Genomic DNA, 26,318 nt, shown 5'->3' with positions numbered 1-26,318 from the left:
GTCTGCCATCGGAATAAGGCCATTCCGCGATCTCGCTGCGCCGGGAGGAACTATTCGGCTGTGGGCTACTTGTGCTCCCCGAGAATTCTTAACCGGGAGATTTAGATATGAAGAGAACCATAGTTGCTTTGGCGATGATTTCTGCGAGCGCGCTTATTCCGGCCGCAGCCTCGGCTCAGGGTGTGCCGGGCGGCGTCGAACGCGGGGCTCGCGAGGGCGAACGCGTGGGCGGGCCGGTCGGGGCGATCGTCGGCGGGACCGTCGGTGGTGTTGTCGGCGGCGTGGCCGGCGTTCTCGGTGTCGATCAGCGCCCGCGCTTCCGCAGTTACGTGGTCGAGCAGCGTCGCCCGTCTTACCGGTATCAGAACGACCTCGCCGTCGGTGTCGTTCTTCCAGAAGAAGGCGTGACCTACTACGACGTCCCAGAGGAGTATGGCGTCCGCGATTATCGCTACACGGTGGTGAACGACCGCACGGTGCTGGTCGATCCGCGGACCCGGCGCGTGGTTCAGATCGTCGAGTAAGCTCCATCTCTCGTAAAAAACAGAAAGGCCGCCTCGCAGGGCGGCCTTTATTTTGCAGACGGACTTGTCAGCCCGCCGCGGCAACTGCGCGCTGCGCCATCACCTTGATGAGGTTGGCGCGGTAAGTGGCCGAACCGTGGATGTCTTCCATCAGCCCGTCAGCCGAAATCGTCACGCTGTCGATCGCGCCAGGGGACCAGTTGGCTTTCAGTGCCGCCTCGATGGCCGGGACGCGCATCACGCCGTTCTGTGACGCTCCGGTCGCGGCAACGCGCACGTCTCCCGATTTGGTCTTGGCGACGAAAACGCCGGTGAGTGCGAAGCGCGAGGCCGGATGGCGCATCTTCGAATAGGCCGCCGTTGCCGGAATCGGGAACGAGACTTCGGTGATGATCTCGCCGTCCTCCAGCGCCGTGGTGAACAGGCCCTGGAAGAAATCGTCGGCCTTGATGCTGCGCTTGTTGGTTTTCACCGTGGCGTCGAGCGCCACCACGGCTGCGGGATAGTCCGCTGCCGGATCGTTGTTGGCGATCGAGCCGCCGATCGTTCCGCGATAACGAACCGCGGGATCACCGAGCACCGAGGTTAGATGCACGATGGCGGGGATTGCCTTCTTCGCATCCGCGCTGGTGAGGATGTCGTAGTAGGTCGTCGCGGCCTTGATGACGAGCGCGTCGGCGGTGGCCGATACGCCGACCAGCGCAGGGATGCGGGCGAGGTCGATCACATCCGACGGCTGGGCGAGGCGCTGCTTCATCACCGGCAGCAAGGTGTGGCCGCCGGCGAGATACTTCGAATCGGAGCCCTTCTTGAACAGGGCCACGGCGTCATCGACGCTTGAAGGACGGTGATAGGTTGTCTCGTACATGATGCGTCTCCCCGTCCTTACTCTGCGGCCTGTTGCTGATGAATGGCGTGCCACACCCGGTCGGGCGAGGCCGGCATTTCGAGCTTGTTGTTTCCAATGGCGTCGGTGATCGCGTTGATCACCGCGGGTGTTGAGCCGATGGCGCCGGCTTCGCCGCATCCCTTGATGCCGAGCGGATTGCTCGGGCACGGGGTCATGGTGTGCGACACCTTGAACGAGGGCAGGTCATCGGCGCGCGGCATGGCGTAGTCCATGAACGATGCCGTCACGAGCTGACCGCTCTTGTCGTAGACCGCGCCTTCGAGCATTGCCTGCCCGATGCCCTGCGCGAGGCCGCCGTGAACCTGGCCTTCGACGATCATCGGGTTGATCAGGCGTCCAAAGTCGTCCGCCGCGACGAAGTTGACGATGTCGGTCTTGCCGGTGCCGGGATCGACATCGACCTCGCAGACATAGGCGCCGGCGGGGAACGTGAAATTGGTCGGGTCGTAGAACGCGGTCTCCTTCAGCCCGGGCTCCATGCCGTCCGGCAGGTTGTGCGCGGTGTAGGCGGCGAGTGCGACCATCGGCAGCGCGATCGCCTTGTCGGTGCCGGTGACTTTGAATTCACCGTTCTCGATGACGATATCGTTCTCGGAGGCCTCAAGTTGATGCGCGACGATTTTCTTCGCCTTGGCTTCGACCTTCTCCATCGCCTTGACGATGGCCGACATGCCAACCGCGCCAGAGCGTGAGCCGTAAGTGCCCATGCCGAACTGCACCTTGTCGGTGTCGCCATGAAGGATCGACACCTGACTGATCGGAATGCCGAGACGGTCCGCGACGACCTGGGCAAACGTCGTCTCATGGCCCTGACCGTGGCTGTGCGATCCGGTCAGGATCTCGATGGTGCCAACGGGATTGACCCGCACCTCGCAGGATTCCCACAGGCCGACGCCAGCACCGAGGCTGCCGACGGCTTTTGACGGCGCGATGCCGCAGGCTTCGATGTAACAGGAGAAGCCGATGCCGCGCAGCTTGCCTTCTGCCTTCGCCTTCGCCTTGCGGGCAGGGAAGCCGGCATAGTCGATGGCTTTCAAGGCTGCGTCGAGCGAGGCGTTAAAGTCGCCGGCGTCATAGGCCATGATGACCGGCGTCTGATGCGGGAAGCTGGTGATGAAGTTCTTGCGCCGCAGTTCGGCCGGATCGACCTTGAGCTGCCGCGCCGCGGTTTCCATCATCCGCTCCATCACGAAAGAAGCTTCGGGACGGCCCGCGCCGCGATAGGCATCGACCGGCGTGGTGTTGGTGTAGACGCTGACCACCTCGGCATAGATGTTCGGGATGTTGTACTGACCCGAGAGCAGCGTGGCGTAGAGATAGGTCGGCACCGACGACGAGAACAGCGACATGTAGGCACCGAGATTGGCGTGGGTTTTTACCCTGAGGCCGATGATCTTGTTGTCCTTGTCGAAGGCCATCTCGGCCCTGGTGATGTGATCGCGGCCGTGCGCGTCGGTGAGGAACGCCTCGGTGCGGTCGGACGTCCATTTCACCGGCCGGCCGGTGCGCTTGGAGGCCCACAGCGCCACCATTTCCTCAGGATAGATGAAGATCTTTGAGCCGAAGCCGCCGCCGACATCGGGCGCGATCACGCGCAGCTTGTTTTCCGCCGCGACATTATAGAACGCCGACAGCACGAGGCGCGCCACATGCGGATTTTGCGATGTTGTATAAAGAGTGAAATGCTCTTCCGCGGAATCGTATTCTGCAACCGCCGCGCGCGGCTCCATCGCATTCGGCACCAGCCGGTTGTTGGTGATGTCCATCGCCACGACATTGGCGGCCTTCTTGAAGGCCTCGCCGGTGGCGGCTTCGTCGCCGATGCTCCAGTCATAGATCACGTTGCCCGGCGCTTCGGGATGAAGTTGCGGCGCGCCGGGTGCGATGGCTGAGCGGATGTCTGCCACCGCCGGCAGTTCCTGGTAAGTGACCTCGACGGCTTCCGCCGCGTCGCGCGCCTGATTGCGGGTTTCTGCGATGACGACTGCGACGGCGTTTCCGACGAAGCGTACCGTTTCCGGCGCCATCGCCGGCCACGCACCCATTTTCATCGGCGAGCCGTCCTTGGAATGGATCATCCAGCCGCAGATCAGATTGCCGATCTTGTCATCGACGAGCTGCTGGCCGGTCAACACGTCAACAACACCCGGCATGGCCTTGGCGGCGTCGACATTGATGCTTTTGATCTTCGCGTGGGCGTGCGGGCTGCGGACGAACGACGCGTAGGTCATGCCATGGAGGCGGACGTCATCGGTGTATTTGCCCTTGCCCGTGATGAAACGCTTGTCTTCCTTGCGCGTGACCCGTGCGCCGATACCTTCAACACTCATAATCCCGACCTTTCCATAAGGGCTGCCTTGATCGCGCGAGCAGCGCGGGCAGTTGCACATCTGATTATTGGGTCGTCGCTGCGGATCATTCCGCGGCGGCGGCAACCTTCATGCGTCCGGCGGCGTCGAGCACCGATTTGACGATGTTGTGGTAGCCGGTGCAGCGGCAGATATTACCTTCCAGCTCGTGACGAACGGTTTCCTCGTCGAGGCCGGCGGGATGGCGCTGCACGATGTCGATGGCGCTCATGATCATGCCCGGCGTGCAATACCCGCACTGAAGGCCATGATTGTCACGAAAGGCAGCCTGCATCGGATGCAGGGTATCGCCCTTGGAAATGCCCTCGATGGTGGTGACGTTGGCGCCGTTGGCCTGGCCGACCAGGGTGGTGCAGGATTTAACCGCGCGCCCGTCGATGTGAACGATGCAGGCGCCGCACTGGCTGGTGTCGCATCCGACATGCGTGCCGGTAAGCCCAAGATGGTCGCGCAGCAGGTGGACCAGCAGCGTTCGATCCTCGACGTCGGCAGACACCGCCTTGCCGTTGACGGTCAGTTTGACTGTAGACACAAGCACCTCCCAGGTTATTCCGAAGTGATTTTCAGAAAACGGTTTTTGTAATTGTTCTAATTAACAACCGGCGCGCAAAACTTTGCAACGCCGATTTTCGTCGCGGATGTCATTGCACGATCATCTGAGCGTGAAACGCGTCGCGTGTTCGATGCGCGATGTCTCTCGGTGTTGATCTCGCAGATGCGAAAGGAATTGTCCGGTGACGGCTAACTTTGGATTGCGATGGCATGCCCAATCTCTCACCAGTCTTCAGCGGCTCATCGTCATTTGCCAGATTCAATTTTCAAACAGCATGCGCGTGTGGGGCTTGCCCCATTCGCGCCAACGAAAGGCGTGCGCAATCGCTCTCGCGCCTGATCGCGCGAGTTGAGCTTTGCGCCCCTCACAGCGCGCGCGAGGCCTGCCTCGTTCGCGCCCTCAATACGAGGGGCATGGAGCGCCGCAAGGCGCACCTTTGTATCGTTTCGCTTCCGGCATCGCGTGCGAGGCGATGTGAGGTCCGGAAGCGCATCGCCTTGCGGCGCTCCATTGCGGGACTTTGGGCGAGGGGACCGTGCTTCCGGGTGCGGACGGGGGAGGTTACTCGACCCCTAATCCGGACGGCTTTCGCCGCCTTCGTCCGCTCCGCGTCCAGCCGGCGAACGGCAGAGCCACATAGTTGGCCCGGACGGTGACCCCAGCCTCCCGGGCGCGTGTGTGCGAGACACGCGCGCAGGCGCCGCATCCTGCTCCGCTTCAAAGCGCCCTCGAGAAGCGCCCCTCACGAACAGGACGATGCGGACTATATTCCTAGATCGGGACATGTCAAGCGTCGCGTCATCCTGAGGTGCGAGCCGCGTTTGCGGCGAGCCTCGAAGGATGCGTGGCAAACTGCGGATCGCGCTGTCATCCTTCGAGGCTCGCAAATGCTCGCACCTCAGGATGACGATTCAGGATGTGCGGTCATTGCGAGGAGCGAAGCGACGAAGCAATCCAGTGTTTCGCGGCGACACGTGAAGATGGCTTGCTTCGCTGCGCTCGCAATGACAAGCGTGAGCGTTTAGGTCTCCCGCGCAATTTTCTCCGCGTCGTCCCCGCGCAGGCGGGGACCCGTGCCCCTAAGGACCGCGTGAGATTATTCGTGCGAAACGCCCGGAATGATGAACGGCCCTGTCGCGTGATCGGCCGGCGGTTCCAATTGGAACCTCCTTCCCATGTCGGTGTTGTCTGGGTGGACAGCGGCGGATGTACCCGCCGTCCGGCGGAGAGGCATGGAACCGGCGGTTCCAAGCCTTGCCCCTGAATCGTTGCCGTTTCGGGGAGGCGGGATTTCGGGTTCCAGAGCCATCCCTCCGCGGTTGCCTGCCATCGCCGGTTACGGCGTCCAATCGAAAGGTCGAGAGTGAAACCGGTGAAAAGGACGGCGGGATGTCAGTTTTGACAAACATCCAGATGTCCCCGGCGCAAGTCTCGCAGCAAGCAAGCGCTCCCGTTTCCGCCGCGCTCGCAAAGGGTGCCGTAGAGACGGATATTCCCGCGCGGCTGGATTCGCTGCCATGGGGCGGCTTTCATACCCGCGTGATCGCGGCACTCGGCATCACATGGATTCTCGACGGCCTCGAGGTCACTCTTGCCGGGGCATTGTCCGGTGCATTGAAAAGCAGCACGGTTCTGAATTTCAGCAACACCGACATCGGTATTGCGACCAGCGCCTATCTTGCCGGCGCGGTGTTCGGCGCCATCGGCTTCGGCTGGCTGACCGATCGCATCGGGCGCAAGAAACTGTTCTTCGTCACGCTGGCCGTTTATCTCACGGCGACAGCGGCAACAGCCTTCTCGTGGAATCTTGCGAGCTTCGCGCTGTTTCGGTTCATCACCGGCGCGGGCATCGGCGGCGAGTACACAGCGATCAATTCAACGATTCAGGAACTGGTGCCTGCGCGCTATCGCGGCCGTACCGATCTGATCGTCAACGGCAGCTTCTGGATCGGCGCAGCCATCGGCGCGGTGAGCGCCATTGTGCTGCTCGATCCCGCCGTGATCGATCCTGAACTGGGCTGGCGGCTGGCGTTTCTGACCGGCGCGGGCCTTGGTCTGGTCGTATTCGTGATGCGGTTATGGATTCCCGAAAGCCCGCGCTGGCTGATGATTCACGGTCAGCCTGAGCGTGCCCTGAAAATCGTCGCGGATATCGAACGTGCGGTGCCCGGCGGCGGCAAACCCGATCATCCGTTGCCGAAGATCAGGCTGACGATGCGGACGCATACACCGCTGCGCGAAGTTGCCGACACCCTGTTCCATACCTATCGTAGCCGCTCGCTGGTCGGACTGTCCCTGATGGTGGCCCAGGCGTTCTTCTACAACGCGATTTTCTTCACCTATGCTTTGGTTTTGACAGATTTCTTCGCTATCCCGGCCGCGAACATCGGCTGGTACATTCTGCCGTTCGCCGCCGGAAACTTTCTCGGGCCGCTGTTGCTCGGATCGTTGTTCGATACCGTGGGACGGCGCACCATGATCGCGCTGACCTACAGCGTGTCCGGTATTCTGCTTGCCGTGTCGGGCTACCTGTTCTCGATCGGCGTGCTCACTGCGCAAACCCAGACGATCGCCTGGATGGTGATCTTCTTCTTTGCGTCGCCGGCGGCCAGCGCCGCGTATCTGACCGTGAGCGAAACCTTTCCGCTCGAGGTCCGCGCTCTGGCCATCGCGCTGTTCTATGCGATCGGCACCGGCATCGGAGGCGTCGCGGGGCCGGCGCTGTTTGGAGTTCTGATCGATACCGGTTCGCGCGGCAGCGTGTTCGCCGGTTACCTGCTCGGATCGGTTCTGATGGTCGCCGCTGCGCTCATCGCGTGGCGCCACTGCATCGATGCCGAGCGCAAATCACTTGAGGAGGTTGCGCGGCCGCTTGCTGCGCAGAATAACTGATGGATCATCGCGTGATTGAAAAAATCCCGGCAACGGGCGCGGGCGACATGTTGTCTGCTCCGGCGGGAATTGTGCCGGACCTCGACCAGACGGCTCTGTTACTCGACATCGACGGCACCTTGCTGGAACTGGCGCCGACGCCGCGCGATGTCGTCGTGCCGCCAAATCTGGCAAGCACGCTTCAGGCGCTGCATGATCGGCTGGACGGTGCGCTGGCGCTGGTCAGCGGCCGCTCGCTGACCGATATCGATGTCATCTTCGCGCCGCTGCAGTTTCCCGCAGTCGGCGGTCATGGCGCGGAAATGCGGCTGTCGATCGAGAACGAGGCGGTTGCGTCGCATGCGCCGCCGATGGACAACGATCTGAAAAAACGGTTCATCGCGATCTCGCATCTCAGTCCTGGGATCCTGTACGAGGACAAGGGTTACTCGATCGCATTGCATTACCGGCTGGCGCCGCAGTTCGAGCGCACGATCTACGAAGCCGTATCCGCAATCCGGGCCGATCTTCCGCAGGCGCCGATCGAGGTGTTGCCGGGAAAGTTCGTGTGCGAGATCAAGCCCGCGGGTTTCACCAAGGCGACCGGTGTCCGCGAACTGATGAGCCATGCGCCGTTCTCCGGCCGCAATCCCATCTTCATTGGTGATGATGTCACCGACGAATCCGTGTTCGCCATCATGCCGGCGTTCCGCGGCGTATCCTTCTCGGTGGGCCGCCGCGCTCACGGGGTCGACGGGCAGTTCAGGGCCCCGAAGGACGTCCGCGCATGGTTGACACACTTGCTTGATGACGAGGCGATGGCGGCGCAATGAATATTCCCAAGGCAATGACGAAGTCCCAGATTGAAGCAGGCGCGAAGATCGACCATGGCCTCGATCTGGCGGTGATCGGCAACTGCAAGACCGCCGCGCTGGTCGATCCGACGTCGCGGCTGGTGTGGTGGTGTTTCCCGCGCTTCGATGCCGATCCGGTGTTCTCGCGCCTGGTTGCAGGCGACGAGGAGAAAGGTTTCAGCGACGTCGTGCTGGACGGCATGGTGGATTACAAGTCCGATTACGTCCGCAATACCGCGCTGGTTGAGACCATTCTGACAGATGCCAAAGGCAACGCGGTCCGCATCACGGATTTCGCGCCGCGCTTCCGGCAGTACGGCCGCATGTTCCGGCCGCCGCAGCTATTCCGGATCATCGAGCCGATTGCCGGATTGCCGCGCATCACCATCCGTGTCCGTCCCACGCATTCCTACGGCAAGCCGCTGAAGCGAAGCTCGCTCGGCAGCAATCACATCCGCTATGTCGAGGAAGAATCCACGGTTCGCGTCACCACCGATGCGCCGATCGCCATGATTGAGCATGAAACGCCGTTTGTGCTGACGCGGCCGGTGCATATGGTGTTCGGCCACGACGAGCCATATCCCGGTGATCTTGCGGCGACCGCGACCTCCTTCGCCGAGCAGACGAGGGCTTACTGGCTGCACTGGGTGCGGCGCCTCTATATTTCCTACGACTATCAGGAAGCGATCATTCGCGCGGCGATCACGCTGAAGCTGTCGAACTTCGAGGAGACCGGCGGAATCATCGCTGCGCACACCACATCGATCCCGGAAGCACCGGGTTCGGGCCGCACCTGGGACTACCGGTTCTGCTGGCTGCGCGACGCCTATTTCGTGGTGAAGGCGCTCAACCGCGTCGGCGCGACCCAGACGATGGAGGACTTCATCGGCTTCACGTTGTCGATCGCGGCCAACGCGGACGGTCCGCTGAAGCCGGTTTACAGCGTGGTGCCGAACCTGCCGCTCGACGAATGGATCGCGACCGATCTCAAAGGGTACCGCGGTGACGGTCCGGTGCGCATCGGCAACGCAGCCGTCGAACAGAGCCAGCACGACACCTATGGCAGCGTGATCCTCGCCGCCTTGCCGCTGTTCTTCGACCGCCGTCTGCCGACGCCGGGTGGCGAGAAGCTCTTTCGTCTGCTCGAGGATCTCGGACAGAAGGCCGCAAGCGTCGCGCTGCAACCGGACGCCGGCATCTGGGAGTATCGCGGTCGCCAGCGCGTTCATACCCATTCGGCGGCGATGTGCTGGGCGGGCGTCAACCGCCTCGCCTCCATCGCCACACGTCTCGGTCTGCATGATCGCGCGGCGTACTGGAATTCGGTTGCCGATCCGATTCACAAGGAGCTGCTCGACAAGGCGTGGAATCCGAAACGGGAAGCGTTCACCGCCGCCTTCGGATCGGACGATCTCGACGCCAGCGTCTTGCTCTTGCCGGATCTCGGTGTGTGTGAGGTCGACGATCCGCGTTTCATCAAGACGGTCGCGGCGATGGAGCGTGAGCTTCTGCGCGAGAAACACATGATGCGCTACGCGGCAGAAGACGATTTCGGATTGCCGGCGACGGCGTTTCTGATCTGCCGTTTCTGGCTGATCGATGCATGGTGGCAGCAGGGACGACGCGAGGAGGCGCGCGAGGCATTTGCCGATGCGCTGTCGCATCGCAATCGCTACGGGTTGTTGTCAGAAGATATCGATCCGAAAACCGGCGCGCTGTTTGGAAATTTCCCGCAGACCTATTCGATGGCGGGATTGATTCTCACCGGCATGAAACTGTCGCGGAACTGGGAAGATCGCTACTGGCGCAGTTAGTGTTGCTGCTATTGGAAAGCTGAATCAGATTTATTTTTATCGCGAGGAGATATGAAATACGCGACGGTATTTTGCATGGATACGCGTCGCGCGATTCCGAATGTGTCAAGACTAGGCAAATCGTTTTTAATCGGCCACGCTTCACGCAATGGAACTCGGTTCCATTTCTTGCCAACAAATTCGACGTCAATCGGTCTGAAGGATGGCGAGGAACCATATTGATGAACAAGCGTTGTTTTTGCGTTTGCAGAACTAGGGAGGGCACCCTGTGGATCTCGTCGTCGTCTCCAATCGGGTCGCACGCGCAAAAGCAAATGAGCCAATGACCGGTGGACTGGCAGCAGCGTTGCTGCCTGTGGTGGAAAAATCAGGTGCAATCTGGGTCGGTTCGTCCGGCCGCGTTCGTGATAATCTATCCAAGGATTCCTTTGCTGAAATCGAATCGCTTGGCGCAGGCGCGCTGGCGCTGCTCGATCTTCCTGCTGCGCATTACGGCGGATATTACGAAGGTTTCGCGAATTCCGCGTTATGGCCCGCACTTCATTCCCGCAACGATCTGATCCGTGTCTCGCAGGATGACTATCAGTCCTATCGAGAAGTGAACGCCTTCATGGCGCGCGCGCTGATGCGCTTCAACAAGCCGACGGCCGCGTTCTGGATTCAGGACTATCATTTCCTCACGCTGGGCGCGGAGATGCGCGAGCTTGGCGTCCGCAGTCCGCTGGGCTTTTTTCTCCATACGCCGTGGCCGGCGCGCCGCGTCTTTGCCGGCGTTCCGCATCACCGCGATCTGGTCGAGGCCATGCTCGCCTATGATCTGATCGGCTTTCAGACCGAGGACGATTGCGAAAATTTCACCGCCTATCTGCGCGCGGAGATCGGCCTCGACGTCGAGGACGGCATCGTCACGTCGCGGTTCGGGACCTCACGCCTCGCGGTATTCCCGATCGGCATCGATGTTGACGGTTTCGCAGCGCAGGCCCAGCGCGCGGCGTCGCATCCGGATGTGTCGCGGCTGCGCAAGAGCCTTCACGGCGAACGGCTCGCGATCGGTGTTGACCGCGTCGATTACTCCAAGGGCCTGGTCAATCGCATCAGCGCGTTCGATCGCCTGTTTGAGATCCAGCCCTCGCTGAAGCGGTCGGTCTCATTGTTGCAGATCGCGACCCCGTCGCGCGGCGGCATCGAGGCTTACAGCAATTTGCAGAACGAGTTGTCGAAGCAGGTGACGGACGTCAACGGCCGCCATGGCGAGGTGGACTGGACGCCGATCCGTTATCTCAACAAGGGTTTCAGCCAGACCGTGCTTGCGGGTTTCTATCGTGCCGCACAGGTCGGTGTCGTGACGCCGCTGCACGACGGCATGAATCTCGTCGCCAAGGAATATGTCGCGGCCCAGAATCCGATCGACCCCGGCGTGCTCGTTCTGTCAAAATTCGCCGGCGCCGCGAATGAACTCGACACCGCGCTGCTGGTCAATCCGCACGACATCGACGGCATGGCGCGGACCATTGCCGTGGCGTTGTCGATGCCGGCATCCGAGCGCCGGATGCGGTGGGAGGCGATGATGACCAAGCTGCGTGCCGGCACCATCCATCGCTGGTTCTCCGACTTCATCGAGGCGCTCGAAAACGCGCATGTGGGGGCGGGGCCGAGCATATTGCCGTCGGTCGTTCGTCCGTTGCGGGTCGCCGGCGCACCGCCTATGGGAGATGGCTGTATCCGCGAATCCACGCGTTTTCAGCCCCGGCCTATGGTCAATTAGCCTCAGAACTTCAAATATTTACGGAATATTTCCGGTCAGCGCCCGCGCTCTCTTGCAAAACGGCGCGGGCCCCTTCATGACAGGCGCGTGGAGAGGTGGCCGAGTGGTTGAAGGCGCACGCCTGGAAAGTGTGTATACGGGAAACCGTATCGCGGGTTCGAATCCCGCTCTCTCCGCCAGCGCCGAGAGTTCGCCTTTTGGCGCTTTGCTCTCGTCAACGAGCATTCGCCTGAGACCATAACCAACCGGGCCACCCTGGCGAAACCCGTGTTCAATCAAACGGCATTGTCAGCAAACACTTTGACCGGGAGTTCGCGGCTATACTCCCCGGCCAACACGCGCCTTACGTTCTTCAGCAGAATGGAGCCGTCAGTCACCAACGTGGACGTGATAACCAGCTCCATTGCGTACCGGCCGGTGGATTCGATGCAGGTATTGGCAATGAGACCGGTGAGGATAACTCTCTCGATACCATGTTTCGTAGCATCGCCGAACGCGCCAGGCAGCGCGGACTGGCGGCTTTTGGCGTTCGGCAAATGAATTTCGGACATTTCCTATAACGGTTTGGCGTCGCCACTTCCGTCAGGACGAACTGCTTGGACGAACTATCATTCGTTAAGCTGTGCAGATTACCGTTCCGTCAGATTCAGGGGAGGTGCACTTGTCCAGCGATACGAATGAGGACCTGCGTCTGCAGGCCCTCCGCCGATACGATATTCTCGATACCGCACCAGAGGAAACCTTTGACCGAATCACCCGGATCGTCGCGGCGGCCCTGCGGGTTCCGATGGCTGCGGTGTCACTGGTCGATGACCACAGGCAGTGGTTCAAGTCGCAAATAGGGCTGGCAGCCACAGAGACTCCCCGAAGCTCTTCCTTTTGTGCCCACACCATCTTGGCAAACGGCGCCATGGTCGTGACCGATACCACGCAGGATTTACGTTTCAACGGCAATCCGCTGGTCCTCGGCGATCCCCATATCAGATTCTATGCCGGCTATCCGGTGGTTTCCTCAGACGGGGTGCCGCTCGGCGCGGTCTGCGCCATCGACACGTCGCCGCGGGACATTAGCCAGCAGGAACTGGGGCTGTTGAAAGACCTGGCCGCTCTCGTCAACGAGCAATTGGAACTACGGCTCCTGGCCTCGATCGATGGCCTGACAGGCGCACTAAGGCGCAAGACATTCCTTAACATGTGCGAGCGCGAGCTCCTGCTGGGTCGCCGGGGCAAGACGCCGAGCAGTTGTCTCATGATCGATGCCGACCACTTCAAGGCGATCAACGATCAGTACGGCCACGACGTCGGCGATCAGGTGCTCAAGGCCTTGGTGGCCACCTTTAAAGCCGGGTTACGCGCCACCGACATCGTCGGTCGCCTAGGCGGAGAAGAGTTCGGCATATTCCTGCCCAGCACCGACCTGGCCGGATGCGTCGAAGTCGCCGAACGACTGCGTGGTATGGTGGAAAGCCTTGAGATCACCACGGCAAATGTGTCGGTCACCGTCAGCATCGGTGCTGCCGAAGCGGCGGCGACGGGCGAGGACATTCTCGGCCTGCTTCACAGAGCGGATACAGCCTTGCTCAAGGCCAAGCGGACGGGACGAAATCGCATTATCACCGAATGTGACTCGGAAACTCCATGTTGCGGATCGTCGGCGGGCTTCTTCACCCCCTCACGCAGCCTCGTCGGATGAACACCGAGGTCGTCTGCGGGCTAGGCGTACGACACGCCCTGATCAAGTTTGCTCGATGCTCTTCAAAAACCGGGCGGCGCAAACATCATTCCAGCGCGCATGAGAATCGGCCCCCCGAAATCCGCAATGCCCCCCGGATTGCGATAGCAGCCGAACCAGTTTTGGATTCCTGTCCCACCTGTATTGAAGATAAGCCTCGCTTGGGACGATCGGATCGTTAGCCGCGTAAATCACCAGCGTAGGGACAGCGATGTGCTCCAGAAATGAAGCGCAGGATGAGCGTGTGTAATAGTCCTCCGCACCGCTAAATCCGTTACGGGGTGCGGTGAAAGTCTGATCGAAGTCCCAGATGGTGCGCGCCGCGAGAGCCGCATTGCGCTCCTGCTTTGAAAGCTCTGCAGCGGGCTTGACGCTTTCCGTCCTCAATTGGGAAAGGATCGCGAACTGAAACAGCGCGTTGTCCCACCGCATGAACCGGCGCGACACGGCCGCCAGATCGAGAGGGGAAGAGACGGCAATGGCCGCTCTGAGAGGCGCTGACGAGCCGCGCTCGCCCAGAAATTTCAGCAGCACATTCGCGCCGAGGGAAAAGCCCATCGCTGCGATTCCGTTTGATCGCAGATCGGCCGGCACCATCGACACCAGATGGACGAGATCATCGGACGTGCCGGCATTGTACTGAAGCTTGCAGAGTGGACGCGACGGACCGGCGCCCCGCAGGTTGGCGCGCAGGACGGGATAGCCGAGATTCAGGAAGTAAGCCGCCGAGCGTAGAATGTAGCTGCTGTCTTCGCTGCCGCTCACGCCATGAATCAGCAGGACGACGCATCGGTCGATGCTCGGGCGCTCCGGACGATGGAGCATTGCAACCAGGGTGTCCCCGGTGCCGTCCAGAACGGGTGCGAACAGTTGCTCGCTGGGATACCGGTCGAGGTCACGCGGACTTACCGTGGGGAGCGCGCCGGCGATGGTCTGAAGGTAGCCGCCCCACCAGGGGGCGCCCGCTTCAAATCCTGGAAAATCGGGTTGCGCTGAAGCCTCGCGTGTCATCGAACTGAGCGTCATGCGATGCCCCCGGATGCGGTGCGTGCTGTCACGGCTTATAGTCCGCAAGTTATCGCCCGCGTCTGAACCATCCGCAATATTGTCCTGTCCGGTGATCCGCGGAATTGGCCCACAGCCTGAATGCTGTTCTGACGTCCTGCGGACGTCTATTGTCGGACAAACGTGGACTTCGCACCGTTTATTGCGTCATAAAGAATTCGGTATCGGCCATGGCGAGCACCCGATGAAACTTTTCCAGATCTCAATCACTGTGTTTGTGCTGGCCGGAATTTCCCCGGGCTTCGCAAAGGTTGAGCAATGCCGCTTCATCGATTTGAAGCCGGACCGGGAAGCCTGCTACGACCGTCAGGCCAGGGCGCTCGCCGCCAAAAGGGCGGAAGCTGAGGCGAAACCAAAGCCGGTGGATTCGTTACAGGAAATGAAGGCGGAGGACGAAATGCTGTCTCGCCGGCTGAAGAGCATCTGCCGGGGGTGCTGAAGGCGGCTGGGTTGCGGGCTGGATGATCGTCCCGGAAACTCCCCAGAATACGCCGTGCCCCCGCCGTGTCTTTTTTGTCACGTCGAAAGACAAAGCGACGGCGGGCTCTCTGTGCCGGAACCGATCCGGCCCTCTGTACATTTCTCATTAACTGGGGGGCCAATAGGGTTCGCCCAACTCAACATGGGGAGAAGAGAGATGGGTCATCGTTTCGCACTGGCAGCTTTTTCGGCTGCTTTGCTTGCTTCAACTGCGTCATTCGCCGCTGACATGGGTCCGCGCACCTACACCAAGGCGCCGGTTTACGCGCCTGCGCCGATCTACAACTGGACCGGCTTCTACGCTGGTGTGCACATCGGCGCTGCTTTCGGCGGCGACAACGGCTTCGCCACCACCGATCCGACCCTCGTCGGCAGCAACCGTGACGCAGCCTTCCTCGGCGGCGGTCAGATCGGCGCTGACTATCAGTTCGCTCCGAACTGGCTGGTTGGTATCGAAGGCCAGATCTCCGGCCTCTCGAACAGCGATCGTAATTTCACCAGCGGCGTGAACTCGTTCCGTGACCGCTCCGACTGGCTCGCTTCGGTCACCGGCCGCCTCGGCTACACCTGGGGTCCGGGCCTGATCTACGCCAAGGGCGGTGTTGCGTTCCGTGACGACAACGGCCTCGCAGCGACCGCTGGCTTCCTGCCGGCTGTGACCGATCGTCAGTCGACCGGCTACACCGTCGGTGGCGGTCTCGAATACATGTTTGCTCCGGCCTGGTCGGCGAAGGTTGAGTACCAGTACTACAACTTCGACACCACCAACGTTGCCTATACCAACGGTGGCGCTCAGGCTCTGTCCTACAAGGATGACCTCCACACTGTGAAGGTTGGTCTGAACTACCGCTTCAACTGGGGTGGCCCGGTCGTCGCGAAGTACTAAGAGATACCAATAATTTCTCCAGACAACTTAAGGCCCCGGTTTCCCGGGGCCTTTTTTGGTGGACGTCAAAAGATATCGAACGCATCCGTTGCCTGGAGGCCGGAGCGATCAGGCCTTGTTCGGATTGATGAGAAACTTCTCGCCCGTCGCCCGCTTCGCATAAGCTGCAATATTCGAGAGCTGCAGCGCTTCCTGAAGCGACACGACTTGCGTGTAGTGACTGGCAAATGTGGTCTTGAGTTCGGCGGCAACGCGTTCGCGCAGCTTCTGCGCCTCGGCGGGTCCGATTTTTTGCAGGAACGGAAACAGCAGCCAGCCGCCGATGCCCCAGGCCATTCCGAAATTCCGGTTGATCTCGGTCGGGCGCATGTCGAGGCCGCCGTAAATATAGACCTGCTTGTGAACGGTCGATCCGTAGCGGCTGTACACTTTCGCGGTCTTGTTGGCGGCAACTTCCATGCAGCTCAGGATCTGGCCCGCCAGCTTGCCGCCGCCGATCGCGTCGAATGCGAGCGTCGCGCCGGTTTCCACCAGCGCCTGGGTCAGATCGTCCATGAAGGTCGCGGCGGCGGAATTGCAGATGTGGGTCGCACCGAGCTTGCGGAGAATCTCTTCCTGTTCGGCGCTGCGCACGATGTTGACAAGGCCGATACCGTCCGCGAGGCAAATCTTGTTGAGCATCTGGCCGAGATTTGACGCGGCGGCGGTATGCACGAGCGCCTTGTGTCCTTCCCGCCGCATGGTTTCGGTCATGCCGAGCGCCGTCAGCGGATTGACGAAACTCGACGCGCCTTCTGCTGCTGTCGTTCCGTCGGGAAGCACCATGCAGTCGGCAGCCTTGATGCAGCGGTATTGCGCATACATCGCGCCGCCGATCATTGCGACCATCTTGCCCATCATCGCCTGCGCCCTGCTGGAGCTTCCAGCCGCGACGACGACACCTGCGCCTTCGTTGCCGACAGGCATCGATTCATCGAGCCGCCCCGCCATGGCTTTCATCAACGGTTCGGGGACGGATGCAGTCACGACGACACTATCGCCGGCACCGGATGATTTGGCCGTCGTCATGTCCGCAGTACCGACAAGGAGGCCAAGGTCGGAAGGGTTGATCGGCGAGCCTTCGACCCGGACGATGACTTCGTCGGCCGCCGGCTCCGGAATCTTGACCTTGACCAGCGACAGTTCGAGTTCACCGCTCTTCTTGATCAAAGAGCGAAGCTCAAGTCCCTCGAAACCCATGTTGATCTCCCGTGACAATTACGTTCTTGTTGAAAAGCTTCAGTTACGGCTGCACTTTGCGCTGGATTGAAGCCCGCAGGCAATGAGGGGATTCAAATATAAAATGTTTGGCGGCCGCAGCCCCATGAGCGCTTTCCGGCCGCGTCTTGCGGGGGCGCGATGCGTTTTCTGACGCTGAAATACTTCAACGCAGTTGCAAAGCTCGGTTCGATCCGCAAGGCAGCGGACCGGCTTCATGTCGCGCCGTCAGCGGTCAGCAGGCAGATCGCGCAGCTCGAGCATGAGCTCGATGCGGTGCTTTTCGAACGTTCCAAAAGCGGTGTGCGGCTCACCGCAGCCGGCGAAGTTCTGGCCCGGCAAAGTCATCGCATCTTCCGCGACCTCGACCGGGCACGTGCCGGGATCGATGATCTTCGCGGCTTGCGCCGTGGCGACGTCAGTCTCTGGGTGATCGAAGGTTTCGTCACCGGCTTGCTGCCCAATATCCTCGCCGACTTCCAGCGCCGTTATCCGGCTGTTGCGTTCAAGGTTCAAACCGCATCGACCGATCGGATCACCGAAGCCTTGCTGGAAGACGAGGCCGACATCGGCATCACCTTCAATGCATCACCGCGCGCCGAGATCGAAACCATCGCGGAGTTTCCGGAACCGGTTTCCTGTCTGGTTGCGCGTGATCACAAGTATGCAAATCGCAAGAACCTCAGTCTGGACGAAATCTGCAAGGAGCCTCTGGCGCTCCCCGATCACAGCTTCGGTATCCGGCAGTCGTTTGAGCGGACCGTCGCAAAACACAAGCTGAATCCACGGGTCCTGGTCACGACAAATTCGCTGGAACTGACCAATACGATGGCCGTGACCGGCCAGTTCATTGCGTTCAAACCGGCGATGGCGGTGATTACGCAGCTCGGATCAGGTCAGCTTCGCGCGATCCCTGTGGCGGACACTGAACTCGCATCCGCGCGATCGAGCATCAGCGTGCACCGGGACAGGCCGCTCTCTCGCGCGGCGCAGGAATTTCTCAAGCTTCTGACCACGACGATCAGGGCGTCAAAGGCGAAAACCCGGAAATAGGGGTGTTGCCTTTTTTGCAGGATCGCATGACAGATTCTCGACTTTTAACAACGATAAATGCTCCCTAGCCTGCATAAGCGAGCTTTCGGAGCAGAAGATACGGTTCTGTCGAGATGAACCGGAAAATCCATCTCCGGAGAGGCTTCATCTTCCCGTCGCGGTTGCCGGCGCGGCCATCCCACAAGGAGACCATGGAACATGACTTCGCCTAAACCTGAAGCGACATCGCTTGCGACGCCGACCCGCCGGAGCTTGCTGATAGGAACCGGTGCGCTCGGCATGGCTGCGGCATTTCCGATGCCGGGCATCGCGCAGGGCCGGACCAAGGTGGTCGTGTCCGAGGCCATCCACATCGCCCTCTATACCCCGCTCTATGTCGCGATGCGCAAAGAGATGTTCGCAAAACAGGGCCTGGACGTTGAGCTTTCCACCGCGGGCGGTATTGCGGTGCCTGTTTCCGTGCTGCTCGCCAACCGGGCGCAGTTCGCGCTGACCGGCACCGGCATGTCGGTCAACTCCACTCTCGAAGGCGGCAAGATGAAATGCATCGCCAAGGTCGCGGGCGGTATTTCACTCTTCGCGATCGCGAAGCCCGGCCTCAAGATCAATTCGCTGGCTGATCTGAAGGGCAAGACCATTGCCACCCTGCGCTTCCCGTCCAACACGATCTCCACACCGACTTATCTGATGCGCAGCGTCGGCGGGTTCGATCCGAAGGAAGCCGGCGTGAATTTCCTCGAACTGCCGCCCGGTGCACAGGCCGCCGCCGTCAAGGACGGCCGCGCCGATCTGGCGATCGCATTCGACTGGGACGCCAGTATCGGCGTCACCCAGTTCGGGCTGGAGGTGGTCTACTCATTCGCTGACATTCTCGGGCCGATCGCCTTCTCGTCCGTCTTCGTCACCGAGCCGTATCTCAAGAGCAACGGCGAAACGGTTCAGAAGTTCACCAATGCGCTCGCAGAAGCGATGAAGCTGCTGCACTCCGACCCGAACGCTTTCGAGGAGGTCAGCCGGCAGGAATTTCCGACCGTCGCGCCGGAAGTCGTCAAGCTCGGCGCGAAGAACTTCATGACCACGAAGAACGTGGTGCCACGCAATCCGGTCATCACCAGGGAAGACTGGGATGCGATCATGAAGCACGAAAGCGGCGCGGGAACGCTCAAGAAGACACTTCCCTACGAAGACATGGTCGATACGACGTTCGCCACCAAGGCGGCGTCCGACTTTGGCCTGAAAAGCTGACCTCAAAAGCGAACATAACCATGACTCTGCCTCAGACGTTGCCGCGTCACGACAACAGCCTTGTGCTCGGCGCCAAGCCGGACGAATTCCCTCTCTCGCCTGATGAGACCGCGCTCATCGTTGTCGACATGCAGAACGCCTACGCGTCGCCAGGCGGCTATCTCGACCTTGCCGGGTTCGATGTGACAGGCGCCAAGCCGGTGATCGCTGCCGTGGCGGAGACCATCGAAATCTCGCGCAAGCTCGGCTTTACGATTGTCTTTTTCCAGAACGGCTGGGATGCGGAAAAACAGGAGGCCGGCACACCGGACTCCCCGAACTGGTGGAAGTCGAACGCGCTGAAAACGATGCGTGCGCGGCCGGAACTCGACGGCAAGCTCATCACGCGCGGGACCTGGGACTACGAGCTGGTTGAAAAGATCAAGCCGCTGCCCGGCGAGATCGTTCTGCCGAAGCCGCGTTACAGCGGTTTCTCCGGCACCCAGCTCGACGGCATGCTGCGGGCGCGGCGGATTCGCAATCTGGTGGTGGTGGGCGTCGCCACAAACGTCTGCGTGGAATCCACCATCCGCGATGCGTACTTCCTGGAGTACTTCCCGGTCATGGTGAAGGACGCAACGCTCCAGGCCGGTCCGGTCTCCCTGCAGGAGGCCACGGTCTACAACGTCGAAACTTTTTTCGGCTGGACCACCACGGTCAGCGAGCTGCGAAGCTTGACCAACCGCTGACGTTTTCTGTCCCATCAATCATAACGATTCGCCAGGAACCCAAGGAGCCCGATATGCCCCGTAAGCCAGTTATTCCCGCCGGCTCGCCGCCGCCGATGGCGCCTTATTCGCCGGGTGTGGTTGCGGACAACATCCTCTATGTCTCCGGCGTGCTGGCCATGGATGGCAGCGGCAAGACCGTGGGTGTCGGCGACGCAACCGCGCAGACCCGTGCGGTTCTGGAGTCGATCAAGAGCATCGTCGAGGCCGCCGGCGGCACGATGGCCGACGTCACCATGAATTCGATCTTCCTCAAGGACCTCGGCGATTACGCCGCCATGAACGCGGTCTATAAGGAGTTCTTTCCGAGCGAATTCCCGGCGCGCTATTGCATTCGCGCGGATCTCGTCAAACCCGAATTCCTCGTGGAAATCGCGTCCATCGCGCATCTGCCCAAGGCCCGCTGAGCATGGTGGAACAGGCACAACAGCGCGGCCTTCTCATTTCGCCGTGGCTGCTGATCCTGCTCGGACAGATCGCGCTGACGGTCGGCTTCCTTGGTTTGTGGGAGATCGCCATTCGGGCCGAATGGCTGCCGGTCTATCTCTATGGCCAGCCGAGCGGCATCGCGAAGAAGTTCGTCACTCTTCTGGCGGACGGAACGCTGGTGCAGTCCACCCTGGTCACCGGCCTCGAATCCCTGATTGGATTCGTGATCGGTTGCTTTTTCGGCAGTGTCGCTGGTCTCGGATTGTGGCTGACTCCGCGATTGGCACTCATGCTGCGGCCGTTCATCGTGGCAGCCAACGGCCTGCCCAAGATCGCGCTGGCGCCGCTGATCATCGTCTGGTTCGGCATCGGGATTGAATCCAAGATCGCCATCGCCGCGATCATCACATTCATCGTGTCGCTGATGACCGCCTATAGCGGTGCGCAGGAGGTCGATCAGGATCTGATCCGGCTGATGCGGTCGCTCGGTGCGACCCGGTGGCAGACCTTTCGGAAGATCGTGGCGCCGGCCACCATGCCCTGGATCATCTCGGGCCTGCGGCTGAATGTCGGATTCGCCCTGATCGGCGCGGTGGTCGGCGAATACATCGCCGCCAAGCAGGGGCTCGGCTATCTCGTCTATTACGCCGGGACGCTCTACGACCTCAACGCGGTCTGGGTGGGCCTGTTCGCGCTGATGCTGCTGGCGCTGGTGCTCGACTACAGCGTCACGCTGCTCGAACGGTGGCTCAGCTACTGATGCCGGTCCCAACGACAAGACACTTGCAAGAACAACGGAGAGTTTGATGCCGGTAGCTCAGGTGAACGGAACCGAGATCGCTTACGAGGTGATCGGCAAGGGCGAGCCCGTCCTGCTGGTCGCCGGCATCGGCGGCGCAGGAAGCTATTTCAAGCCGAACATCGAGGCCATCGCCGCGAAACATCAGGTCGTGCTGCACGATCATCGCGGGACCGGCGGCTCGCGTCAGGACCGCATCACTTATTCAGTCCCGCAAATGACCGACGACATGGTCGCGCTGATGGACGAACTGAAAATCGAAGCCGCGCATATCGTCGGCCATTCGACCGGCGCGGCGATGGCGCACGACATGGCGCTGCGCTTTCCGTCGCGTATCAAGAGCGCGGTTCTGTACGCGGGATGGGCAACCTCCGACGCTTACTTCAGGCGGTGCTTCGAGGTCCGCAAGCGCGTTCTGCAGACAAGCGGTCCGCTGCATTACGTCAAGACCACGCCGCTGTTTCTCAATCCGCCGTGGTGGGTGAGCGCAAACATCGCGCGCCTTGAAGCGGAGGAGCCTGCCGCAGCCGCGGCGCTGGCGCCGACGGACATCATGCTGAGCCGCATCGAGGCGATCTGTTCGTACTCGCCGGGCGAAGAGCTGCGGAAGATCACGTGCCCCTGCCTGATCACCTGTTCCAAGGACGATCATCTGACCCCGCTGTTCTATTCGGAACGGATGGCGAAGGTGATGCCCAAGGCCGACACCTTCTATTTCGAGACCGGCGGCCACGCCGTCTCGGTGGTGCTGCCGGATCAATTCAACGCCGTCGTGCTGTCGTATCTCGACGCGGTAATTGCCGGGCGCAAATGGCAGGCGCCAGAATTGACCTATCCGGAGATCGCCTGATGGCTGATGCAGCCGCTGCCACCGGAGACGTCCTGACCGCCCATGAGGTGGGCATGGTCTTCAACGCCGAGAGCGCGAATCCGGTTCGCGCGCTGGGCAACATCTCCTTCGGTCTGCGCAAACGCGAAGTGCTTGCCATCGTCGGACCGTCGGGCTGCGGCAAGACCACCCTGTTCAACATTATCGCGGGGCTGATTTCGCCGACGATGGGCAGCGTGTCGGTCAACGGCGTGCAGGTGGCGGGCGCCAAGGGCCACGTCGGCTACATGCTGCAAAAGGACATGCTGCTGCCCTGGCGCAGCGTGCTGGACAATGTGACGCTGGGTCTGGAAGTACGCGGTGTGGCGCGCGCCGAGGCCGAGGAAATCGCGCATCGGCTGATCACATCCTATGGCCTCGGCGGTTTCGAGAAAGCCAAGCCCGCGACATTGTCCGGTGGCATGCGCCAGCGCGTGGCCTTCATGCGAACGCTGGCGTTCGATCCCGACGTGATCCTGCTGGACGAGCCGTTTTCAGCGCTGGATTTTCAGACCCGGCTGCTGCTGCAAGGCGAGGTGCAGCGGATTATCCGCGAGCGCGGCAAGAGCGTGATTCTGGTGACGCATGACATTGGTGAAGCGATCACCATGGCCGACCGCATCGTTGTGATGACCAACCGGCCCGCGACGGTGCGCAGCCTGCATACCATCGAATTGTCTGCCGCCGAGCGCGACCCGGTGACCATTCGCACCAACCCTCTCTACAACGAGTACTTCAACCGGATCTGGTCGGAGCTTGAGATCAGGCGCGAGGTGTAAGCCCAGCAGGGTTTCACGCTCAGGCAGCCTATGCCTTTGCCGCGCCGCTGAGCCGCACACGATCCGCCCGCGAGCGCTGGGTGACGAAATCAATCACTGCACGAACAGCCGGCAGATCGATCAGGTCCGGATGCGCCAGCAGCCAGATGTCGGAAATGCCGGCCAGCTTGTCCGGCGCGACGCGGATCAGGTCGTCATGGGCATCGGCGACGATGCAGGACATCGCGCAGATTCCGACGCCGGCGCGGACCGCCGCCAGCATGTCGGCCTGCGATGAGCAGCGCATCGCCACGGTCGCCTCCCGCGCGACATGATCGCTCCAGCGTCCGAGTTCGGCGTTTGAGGCACGGTCCGCGAAGCCGACGATATTGTGACGTTTCCAGTCGTCGCGATGCTGGGGCAGGGAATGGCGCGCGGCGTAGTCGCGCGAGGCATAGAAGCCGACGCCCAGCCGCGCGATCTTGCGGCCGACCAGGTTCTCGTCGCCGCTCTGATAAATGCGCAGCACGATATCGGCCTCGCGCTTGCGGACGCTGACGGGGAACGGGTGCGTGACGAATTCGATCTGAACGTCGGGGTGGGTCTCGATGAAGGACGCCATGTGCGGCATCAGCCAGTAGGCCGCCAGCGTCGGGCCGATCGAGAACTTGACGAGGCCGCGTGCTTTTGCGCCGGTGGCCGAGACCGCGGCTTCCGCCCGCAGTGCAGCGGCTTCCATCGCCGCAGTGTGCTCACGGAAGCGGCGGCCCTGCGCTGTCAGCGCCAGCCCGTCATTGGAGCGGACGAACAGTTTGGTCCCGAGCTGCCCTTCGAGGGCCGCGATCTCGCGGCCGACCGTGGGATGGCTCGAGCGCAGCCGCCGGGCCGCGCCGAGATAGCTGCCGGATTCGGCAACGGCGATGAAGGTCCGGCAAAGATCCCAGTCCATCTGTTCAATCCTGAAGCTGCGACTGTTCAATATTGGACATTGGGAGCGCCGGTCAAGATGTTATCGTTGCTCACATTCAAACAGGACAAATCCGATGCCGCTTCCCGCCTCGCTCAATGGTACGCTTGAACTGCCCGTTCTCGGCTCGCCGCTCTTTATCGTGTCGGGTCCTGAACTGGTGATCGCGCAGTGCAAGGCCGGCATCGTCGGCTCGTTTCCGGCGCTGAATGCGCGGCCGGTCGAGAAGCTGGGCGAATGGCTGACCCAGATCGAGGACGAACTCGGCGAATATCAGGCGCTGAACCCGCACAAGAAGGTCGCGCCTTACGCGGTCAACCAGATCTGCCACGCCTCCAACGACCGTCTGATGAAAGACATGGAAACCTGTGTGAAGCACAAGGTTCCGGTCATCATCACTTCGCTGCGTCCGCCGTCCGAAATCGTCGATGCCGCGCATTCCTATGGCGGCGTCGTGTTTCACGATGTCATCAATGTCAAGCACGCGCGGAAAGCCGCGGAGCAGGGCGTCGATGGCCTCATCCTGGTCTGCGCAGGCGCGGGCGGGCATGCCGGAACGCTGTCACCGTTCGCGCTGGTGCGGGAAGTGAAGCAGTGGTTCAAGGGCACCATCCTGCTCTCCGGCGCGATCTCCGACGGCTGGGGTATCGCGTCGGCGCTCGCGCTCGGCGCGGACATGGCCTACATGGGCACGCGCTTCATCGCGACCGCCGAGGCCAACGCTGATCCCGCCTACAAGAAGGCACTGACCGACTATGCCGCTCACGACACGGTCTACACCAACCTGTTCACCGGCGTTCATGGAAATTATCTTGGCCCGTCGATCGCTGCTGCCGGCCTCGATCCAGACAATCTGCCGGTTGCCGACAAGACCAAGATGAACTTCGGCTCCGGCGGGAACATGAAGGTCAAGGCCTGGCGTGACATCTGGGGCTCGGGACAGGGCATCGGCCAGATCACCGACATTCCGCCGGTCGCGGAACTGGTCGAGCGGCTGAAGACTGAATTCGCCGAAGCGCGAGGAGATTTCCTGATGCGCGCAAGCGCCTGACGGAAAATGGGGCACGCGCGTATAAGCGCGGCCCACCACAAGAAAACGAACAAATCAGGGAGGAGACACCATGAAGGCCTTATCACGTCTTGCGACGGCCATGCTGACGCTTGCCGCGTGCGGAATCACGCAGGCACATGCGGATACCAAGGGTGAAATCCGCATCGGGCAGACCTTGCCTTACAGCGGCCCGCTGTCGGGCTTCGGTATGATCGGCCGGGTGCAGGAAGCGTATTTCGAGAAGATCAATGCCGAAGGCGGCATCAACGGACGCAAGATCAAGTTCATCAGCATGGATGACGCCTACTCGCCGCCGAAGACCGTCGAGCACACCCGCAAGCTGGTCGAACAGGACGAGGTGCAGGTGATGTTCGCCTCGCTCGGCACCGCGACCAACAATGCGGTGCATCGTTATCTCAACGGCAAGAAAATTCCGCAGTTGTTCGTTCTCAGCGGCGCGACCAAGTGGGCCGATCCGAAGGGCTTCCCTTACACCATGCCGGGCATGGCGGCCTATGCCTCCGAGGGCGTGATCTACGCCAAGCATGTCCTGGCGACAAAACCGAATGCGAAGATCGCCATTCTCGCGCAGAACGACGACTTCGGCCGCGACTATGTCAGCGGCTTCAAGCGTGCGCTCGGTGACAAGGCCGCGACCATGATCGTGGCCGAGGCGAGCTACGAGGTGACTGCGCCCACCATCAACTCGCAACTCGCGACACTGAAGGCATCCGGCGCCGACGTCCTGTTCGGCGTCGTGCTCGGAAAGTTCACGTCGCAATTGATCAAGGGCATCGCCGAACTCGGCTGGAAGCCGGACATGACGTTCCTGCCGACTTCGGCGGCTTCGATTTCGTTCCTCGCGCCGGCCGGACTGGAGAATGCCGTCGGCATGATCTCGTCCAGCAACCAGAAGGACGTCAACGATGTGCAATGGGCGAACGACCCCGGCGTGAAAGAGTTCTTCGCGTTCATGAAGCAGTACATGCCGAATGCCGACCTGAACAACTCAAACTATTCCGCCGGCTATCACTACGCCCAGTTGATGGTGGCCGTGCTCAAGGCCTGCAAGGACGATTTCAGTGCCGAGAACATCAAGCGCCAGGCGGCGTCGCTCAAGAATGTGGAGCTGCCGCTGCTGTTGCCAGGCATCACGGTCAACACCGGGCCCGACGATTATCTGCCGTTCCAGCAACTGTTGCTGCGCCGCTTCGACGGCAAGAGCTGGGTTGGATTCGGCAAGGTTCTCGACGATCAGTAAACGTAACGAGGGCGCGCTGCGATGCCGCGGCGCGCCTGTT

At 61.3% G+C, this 26,318-nt stretch carries 23 protein-coding genes, 1 tRNA gene and 1 pseudogene; 18 read left to right on the top strand and 7 right to left on the bottom strand.

Annotated elements, in window-relative coordinates; genetic code table 11:
* Nucleotides 1–107 precede the first annotated feature (107 nt).
* Nucleotides 108–524, top strand: coding sequence for a DUF1236 domain-containing protein (locus tag ACP7AL_RS16490; protein ID WP_425992899.1), 417 nt, complete (start codon nucleotides 108–110; stop codon nucleotides 522–524).
* Nucleotides 525–591: 67 nt separating this feature from the next.
* Here ACP7AL_RS16490 and ACP7AL_RS16485 read toward each other — a convergent pair whose 3' ends face one another.
* From ACP7AL_RS16485 to ACP7AL_RS16475, 3 genes are all read right to left on the bottom strand, one after another.
* On the bottom strand, nucleotides 592–1,392 hold the full coding sequence (locus ACP7AL_RS16485; RefSeq protein WP_425992897.1) for an FAD binding domain-containing protein: 801 nt from the start codon (nucleotides 1,390–1,392) through the stop codon (nucleotides 592–594).
* A 17-nt stretch (nucleotides 1,393–1,409) separates the two neighbouring features.
* Entirely contained in the window at nucleotides 1,410–3,764 is a 2,355-nt protein-coding gene (locus tag ACP7AL_RS16480) for a xanthine dehydrogenase family protein molybdopterin-binding subunit (protein WP_425992895.1), read from the bottom strand.
* A gap of 85 nt (nucleotides 3,765–3,849) precedes the next feature.
* Nucleotides 3,850–4,335 (bottom strand): (2Fe-2S)-binding protein, encoded by a 486-nt coding sequence (locus ACP7AL_RS16475; protein ID WP_006023062.1) that lies wholly within the window; start codon nucleotides 4,333–4,335, stop codon nucleotides 3,850–3,852.
* A gap of 1,410 nt (nucleotides 4,336–5,745) precedes the next feature.
* On the opposite strand from ACP7AL_RS16475, the gene ACP7AL_RS16470 reads away from it, so the two are divergent.
* The 5 genes from ACP7AL_RS16470 to ACP7AL_RS16450 all read left to right on the top strand — a co-directional run bounded on the left by ACP7AL_RS16470 (nucleotide 5,746) and on the right by ACP7AL_RS16450 (nucleotide 11,839).
* Nucleotides 5,746–7,248, top strand: a complete 1,503-nt coding sequence (locus tag ACP7AL_RS16470) for an MFS transporter (RefSeq protein WP_425992892.1) — start codon at nucleotides 5,746–5,748, stop codon at nucleotides 7,246–7,248.
* Nucleotides 7,249–7,295: 47 nt separating this feature from the next.
* Nucleotides 7,296–8,060, top strand: coding sequence for a trehalose-phosphatase (otsB, locus tag ACP7AL_RS16465; RefSeq protein WP_245258812.1), 765 nt, complete (start codon nucleotides 7,296–7,298; stop codon nucleotides 8,058–8,060).
* Nucleotides 8,057–9,895, top strand: coding sequence for a glycoside hydrolase family 15 protein (locus ACP7AL_RS16460; RefSeq protein WP_425992890.1), 1,839 nt, complete (start codon nucleotides 8,057–8,059; stop codon nucleotides 9,893–9,895). The genes otsB and ACP7AL_RS16460 overlap by 4 nt, the downstream gene beginning before the upstream one ends.
* 268 nt (nucleotides 9,896–10,163) lie before the next feature.
* Entirely contained in the window at nucleotides 10,164–11,660 is a 1,497-nt protein-coding gene (locus ACP7AL_RS16455; protein ID WP_425992888.1) for an alpha,alpha-trehalose-phosphate synthase (UDP-forming), read from the top strand.
* A gap of 89 nt (nucleotides 11,661–11,749) precedes the next feature.
* Nucleotides 11,750–11,839, top strand: a tRNA-Ser gene (locus ACP7AL_RS16450).
* A gap of 4 nt (nucleotides 11,840–11,843) precedes the next feature.
* On the opposite strand, the pseudogene ACP7AL_RS16445 reads toward ACP7AL_RS16450, so the two are convergent.
* Nucleotides 11,844–12,028, bottom strand: a pseudogene (locus ACP7AL_RS16445) (recombinase family protein); the annotation flags it as partial.
* Between the two features lie 293 nt (nucleotides 12,029–12,321).
* On the opposite strand from ACP7AL_RS16445, the gene ACP7AL_RS16440 reads away from it, so the two are divergent.
* Entirely contained in the window at nucleotides 12,322–13,353 is a 1,032-nt protein-coding gene (locus ACP7AL_RS16440; RefSeq protein ID WP_425992886.1) for a sensor domain-containing diguanylate cyclase, read from the top strand.
* A gap of 42 nt (nucleotides 13,354–13,395) precedes the next feature.
* On the opposite strand, the gene ACP7AL_RS16435 is transcribed toward ACP7AL_RS16440, so the two are convergent.
* Nucleotides 13,396–14,418: a YheT family hydrolase gene (locus ACP7AL_RS16435; protein WP_425992884.1), complete on the bottom strand. Its 1,023-nt coding sequence runs from the start codon at nucleotides 14,416–14,418 to the stop codon at nucleotides 13,396–13,398.
* A gap of 22 nt (nucleotides 14,419–14,440) precedes the next feature.
* Between ACP7AL_RS16435 and ACP7AL_RS16430 the strand changes: the two genes are divergently transcribed.
* The gene (locus ACP7AL_RS16430) at nucleotides 14,441–14,896 is read left to right on the top strand and encodes a hypothetical protein (protein ID WP_425992882.1); all 456 of its coding nucleotides are present in this window, start codon (nucleotides 14,441–14,443) and stop codon (nucleotides 14,894–14,896) included.
* A gap of 198 nt (nucleotides 14,897–15,094) precedes the next feature.
* Nucleotides 15,095–15,823 (top strand): outer membrane protein, encoded by a 729-nt coding sequence (locus tag ACP7AL_RS16425; RefSeq protein ID WP_425992880.1) that lies wholly within the window; start codon nucleotides 15,095–15,097, stop codon nucleotides 15,821–15,823.
* A gap of 108 nt (nucleotides 15,824–15,931) precedes the next feature.
* Here the strand turns inward: ACP7AL_RS16425 and ACP7AL_RS16420 are convergent, their stop codons facing one another.
* Complete coding sequence (locus tag ACP7AL_RS16420; protein ID WP_425992878.1) at nucleotides 15,932–17,062, bottom strand: zinc-binding dehydrogenase; 1,131 nt, start codon at nucleotides 17,060–17,062, stop codon at nucleotides 15,932–15,934.
* 159 nt (nucleotides 17,063–17,221) lie between these two features.
* On the opposite strand from ACP7AL_RS16420, the gene ACP7AL_RS16415 reads away from it, so the two are divergent.
* From ACP7AL_RS16415 to ACP7AL_RS16385, 7 genes are all read left to right on the top strand, one after another.
* Nucleotides 17,222–18,133, top strand: coding sequence for a LysR family transcriptional regulator (locus ACP7AL_RS16415; protein ID WP_425992876.1), 912 nt, complete (start codon nucleotides 17,222–17,224; stop codon nucleotides 18,131–18,133).
* A gap of 198 nt (nucleotides 18,134–18,331) precedes the next feature.
* Complete coding sequence (locus tag ACP7AL_RS16410) at nucleotides 18,332–19,378, top strand: ABC transporter substrate-binding protein (protein ID WP_425992874.1); 1,047 nt, start codon at nucleotides 18,332–18,334, stop codon at nucleotides 19,376–19,378.
* 20 nt (nucleotides 19,379–19,398) lie between these two features.
* Nucleotides 19,399–20,106 (top strand): isochorismatase family protein, encoded by a 708-nt coding sequence (locus ACP7AL_RS16405; RefSeq protein ID WP_006023050.1) that lies wholly within the window; start codon nucleotides 19,399–19,401, stop codon nucleotides 20,104–20,106.
* A gap of 53 nt (nucleotides 20,107–20,159) precedes the next feature.
* Nucleotides 20,160–20,552, top strand: a complete 393-nt coding sequence (gene rutC, locus ACP7AL_RS16400) for a pyrimidine utilization protein C (protein ID WP_006023049.1) — start codon at nucleotides 20,160–20,162, stop codon at nucleotides 20,550–20,552.
* Nucleotides 20,553–20,554: 2 nt separating this feature from the next.
* Entirely contained in the window at nucleotides 20,555–21,334 is a 780-nt protein-coding gene (locus ACP7AL_RS16395) for an ABC transporter permease (protein WP_425992871.1), read from the top strand.
* 46 nt (nucleotides 21,335–21,380) lie between these two features.
* Nucleotides 21,381–22,223 (top strand): alpha/beta fold hydrolase, encoded by an 843-nt coding sequence (locus tag ACP7AL_RS16390; protein ID WP_024920252.1) that lies wholly within the window; start codon nucleotides 21,381–21,383, stop codon nucleotides 22,221–22,223.
* Complete coding sequence (locus ACP7AL_RS16385) at nucleotides 22,223–23,020, top strand: ABC transporter ATP-binding protein (protein ID WP_006023046.1); 798 nt, start codon at nucleotides 22,223–22,225, stop codon at nucleotides 23,018–23,020. Before ACP7AL_RS16390 ends, ACP7AL_RS16385 begins: the two co-directional genes overlap by 1 nt.
* Before the next feature lie 28 nt (nucleotides 23,021–23,048).
* On the opposite strand, the gene ACP7AL_RS16380 is transcribed toward ACP7AL_RS16385, so the two are convergent.
* The gene (locus ACP7AL_RS16380) at nucleotides 23,049–23,948 is read right to left on the bottom strand and encodes a LysR family transcriptional regulator (protein ID WP_425992869.1); all 900 of its coding nucleotides are present in this window, start codon (nucleotides 23,946–23,948) and stop codon (nucleotides 23,049–23,051) included.
* Between the two features lie 94 nt (nucleotides 23,949–24,042).
* Between ACP7AL_RS16380 and ACP7AL_RS16375 the strand changes: the two genes are divergently transcribed.
* Together ACP7AL_RS16375 and ACP7AL_RS16370 are read left to right on the top strand one after the other, a co-directional pair.
* Nucleotides 24,043–25,017, top strand: a complete 975-nt coding sequence (locus ACP7AL_RS16375; protein WP_425992867.1) for an NAD(P)H-dependent flavin oxidoreductase — start codon at nucleotides 24,043–24,045, stop codon at nucleotides 25,015–25,017.
* Between the two features lie 70 nt (nucleotides 25,018–25,087).
* Nucleotides 25,088–26,278: an ABC transporter substrate-binding protein gene (locus tag ACP7AL_RS16370; protein ID WP_425992865.1), complete on the top strand. Its 1,191-nt coding sequence runs from the start codon at nucleotides 25,088–25,090 to the stop codon at nucleotides 26,276–26,278.
* The last annotated feature ends 40 nt before the right edge of the window (nucleotides 26,279–26,318 follow it).

The sequence above is a fragment of the Afipia sp. DC4300-2b1 genome (assembly GCF_049895725.1).
In the GTDB taxonomy this organism is placed as follows: Bacteria; Pseudomonadota; Alphaproteobacteria; order Rhizobiales; family Xanthobacteraceae; genus Afipia; species Afipia broomeae.
This window is presented reverse-complemented; position numbering and strand designations above follow the sequence as displayed.

Coding starts and splice junctions, on each gene's coding strand:
- ACP7AL_RS16405 (WP_006023050.1), top strand. CDS start 19,399: ATGACTCTGCCTCAGACGTTGCCGCGTCACGACAACAGCCTTGTGCTC.
- ACP7AL_RS16425 (WP_425992880.1), top strand. CDS start 15,095: ATGGGTCATCGTTTCGCACTGGCAGCTTTTTCGGCTGCTTTGCTTGCT.
- ACP7AL_RS16415 (WP_425992876.1), top strand. CDS start 17,222: ATGCGTTTTCTGACGCTGAAATACTTCAACGCAGTTGCAAAGCTCGGT.
- ACP7AL_RS16375 (WP_425992867.1), top strand. CDS start 24,043: ATGCCGCTTCCCGCCTCGCTCAATGGTACGCTTGAACTGCCCGTTCTC.
- ACP7AL_RS16460 (WP_425992890.1), top strand. CDS start 8,057: ATGAATATTCCCAAGGCAATGACGAAGTCCCAGATTGAAGCAGGCGCG.
- ACP7AL_RS16435 (WP_425992884.1), bottom strand. CDS start 14,418: ATGACGCTCAGTTCGATGACACGCGAGGCTTCAGCGCAACCCGATTTT.
- otsB (WP_245258812.1), top strand. CDS start 7,296: ATGTTGTCTGCTCCGGCGGGAATTGTGCCGGACCTCGACCAGACGGCT.
- ACP7AL_RS16470 (WP_425992892.1), top strand. CDS start 5,746: ATGTCAGTTTTGACAAACATCCAGATGTCCCCGGCGCAAGTCTCGCAG.
- ACP7AL_RS16420 (WP_425992878.1), bottom strand. CDS start 17,062: ATGGGTTTCGAGGGACTTGAGCTTCGCTCTTTGATCAAGAAGAGCGGT.
- ACP7AL_RS16490 (WP_425992899.1), top strand. CDS start 108: ATGAAGAGAACCATAGTTGCTTTGGCGATGATTTCTGCGAGCGCGCTT.
- ACP7AL_RS16480 (WP_425992895.1), bottom strand. CDS start 3,764: ATGAGTGTTGAAGGTATCGGCGCACGGGTCACGCGCAAGGAAGACAAG.
- ACP7AL_RS16485 (WP_425992897.1), bottom strand. CDS start 1,392: ATGTACGAGACAACCTATCACCGTCCTTCAAGCGTCGATGACGCCGTG.
- ACP7AL_RS16390 (WP_024920252.1), top strand. CDS start 21,381: ATGCCGGTAGCTCAGGTGAACGGAACCGAGATCGCTTACGAGGTGATC.
- ACP7AL_RS16370 (WP_425992865.1), top strand. CDS start 25,088: ATGAAGGCCTTATCACGTCTTGCGACGGCCATGCTGACGCTTGCCGCG.
- ACP7AL_RS16385 (WP_006023046.1), top strand. CDS start 22,223: ATGGCTGATGCAGCCGCTGCCACCGGAGACGTCCTGACCGCCCATGAG.
- ACP7AL_RS16395 (WP_425992871.1), top strand. CDS start 20,555: ATGGTGGAACAGGCACAACAGCGCGGCCTTCTCATTTCGCCGTGGCTG.
- ACP7AL_RS16410 (WP_425992874.1), top strand. CDS start 18,332: ATGACTTCGCCTAAACCTGAAGCGACATCGCTTGCGACGCCGACCCGC.
- rutC (WP_006023049.1), top strand. CDS start 20,160: ATGCCCCGTAAGCCAGTTATTCCCGCCGGCTCGCCGCCGCCGATGGCG.
- ACP7AL_RS16380 (WP_425992869.1), bottom strand. CDS start 23,948: ATGGACTGGGATCTTTGCCGGACCTTCATCGCCGTTGCCGAATCCGGC.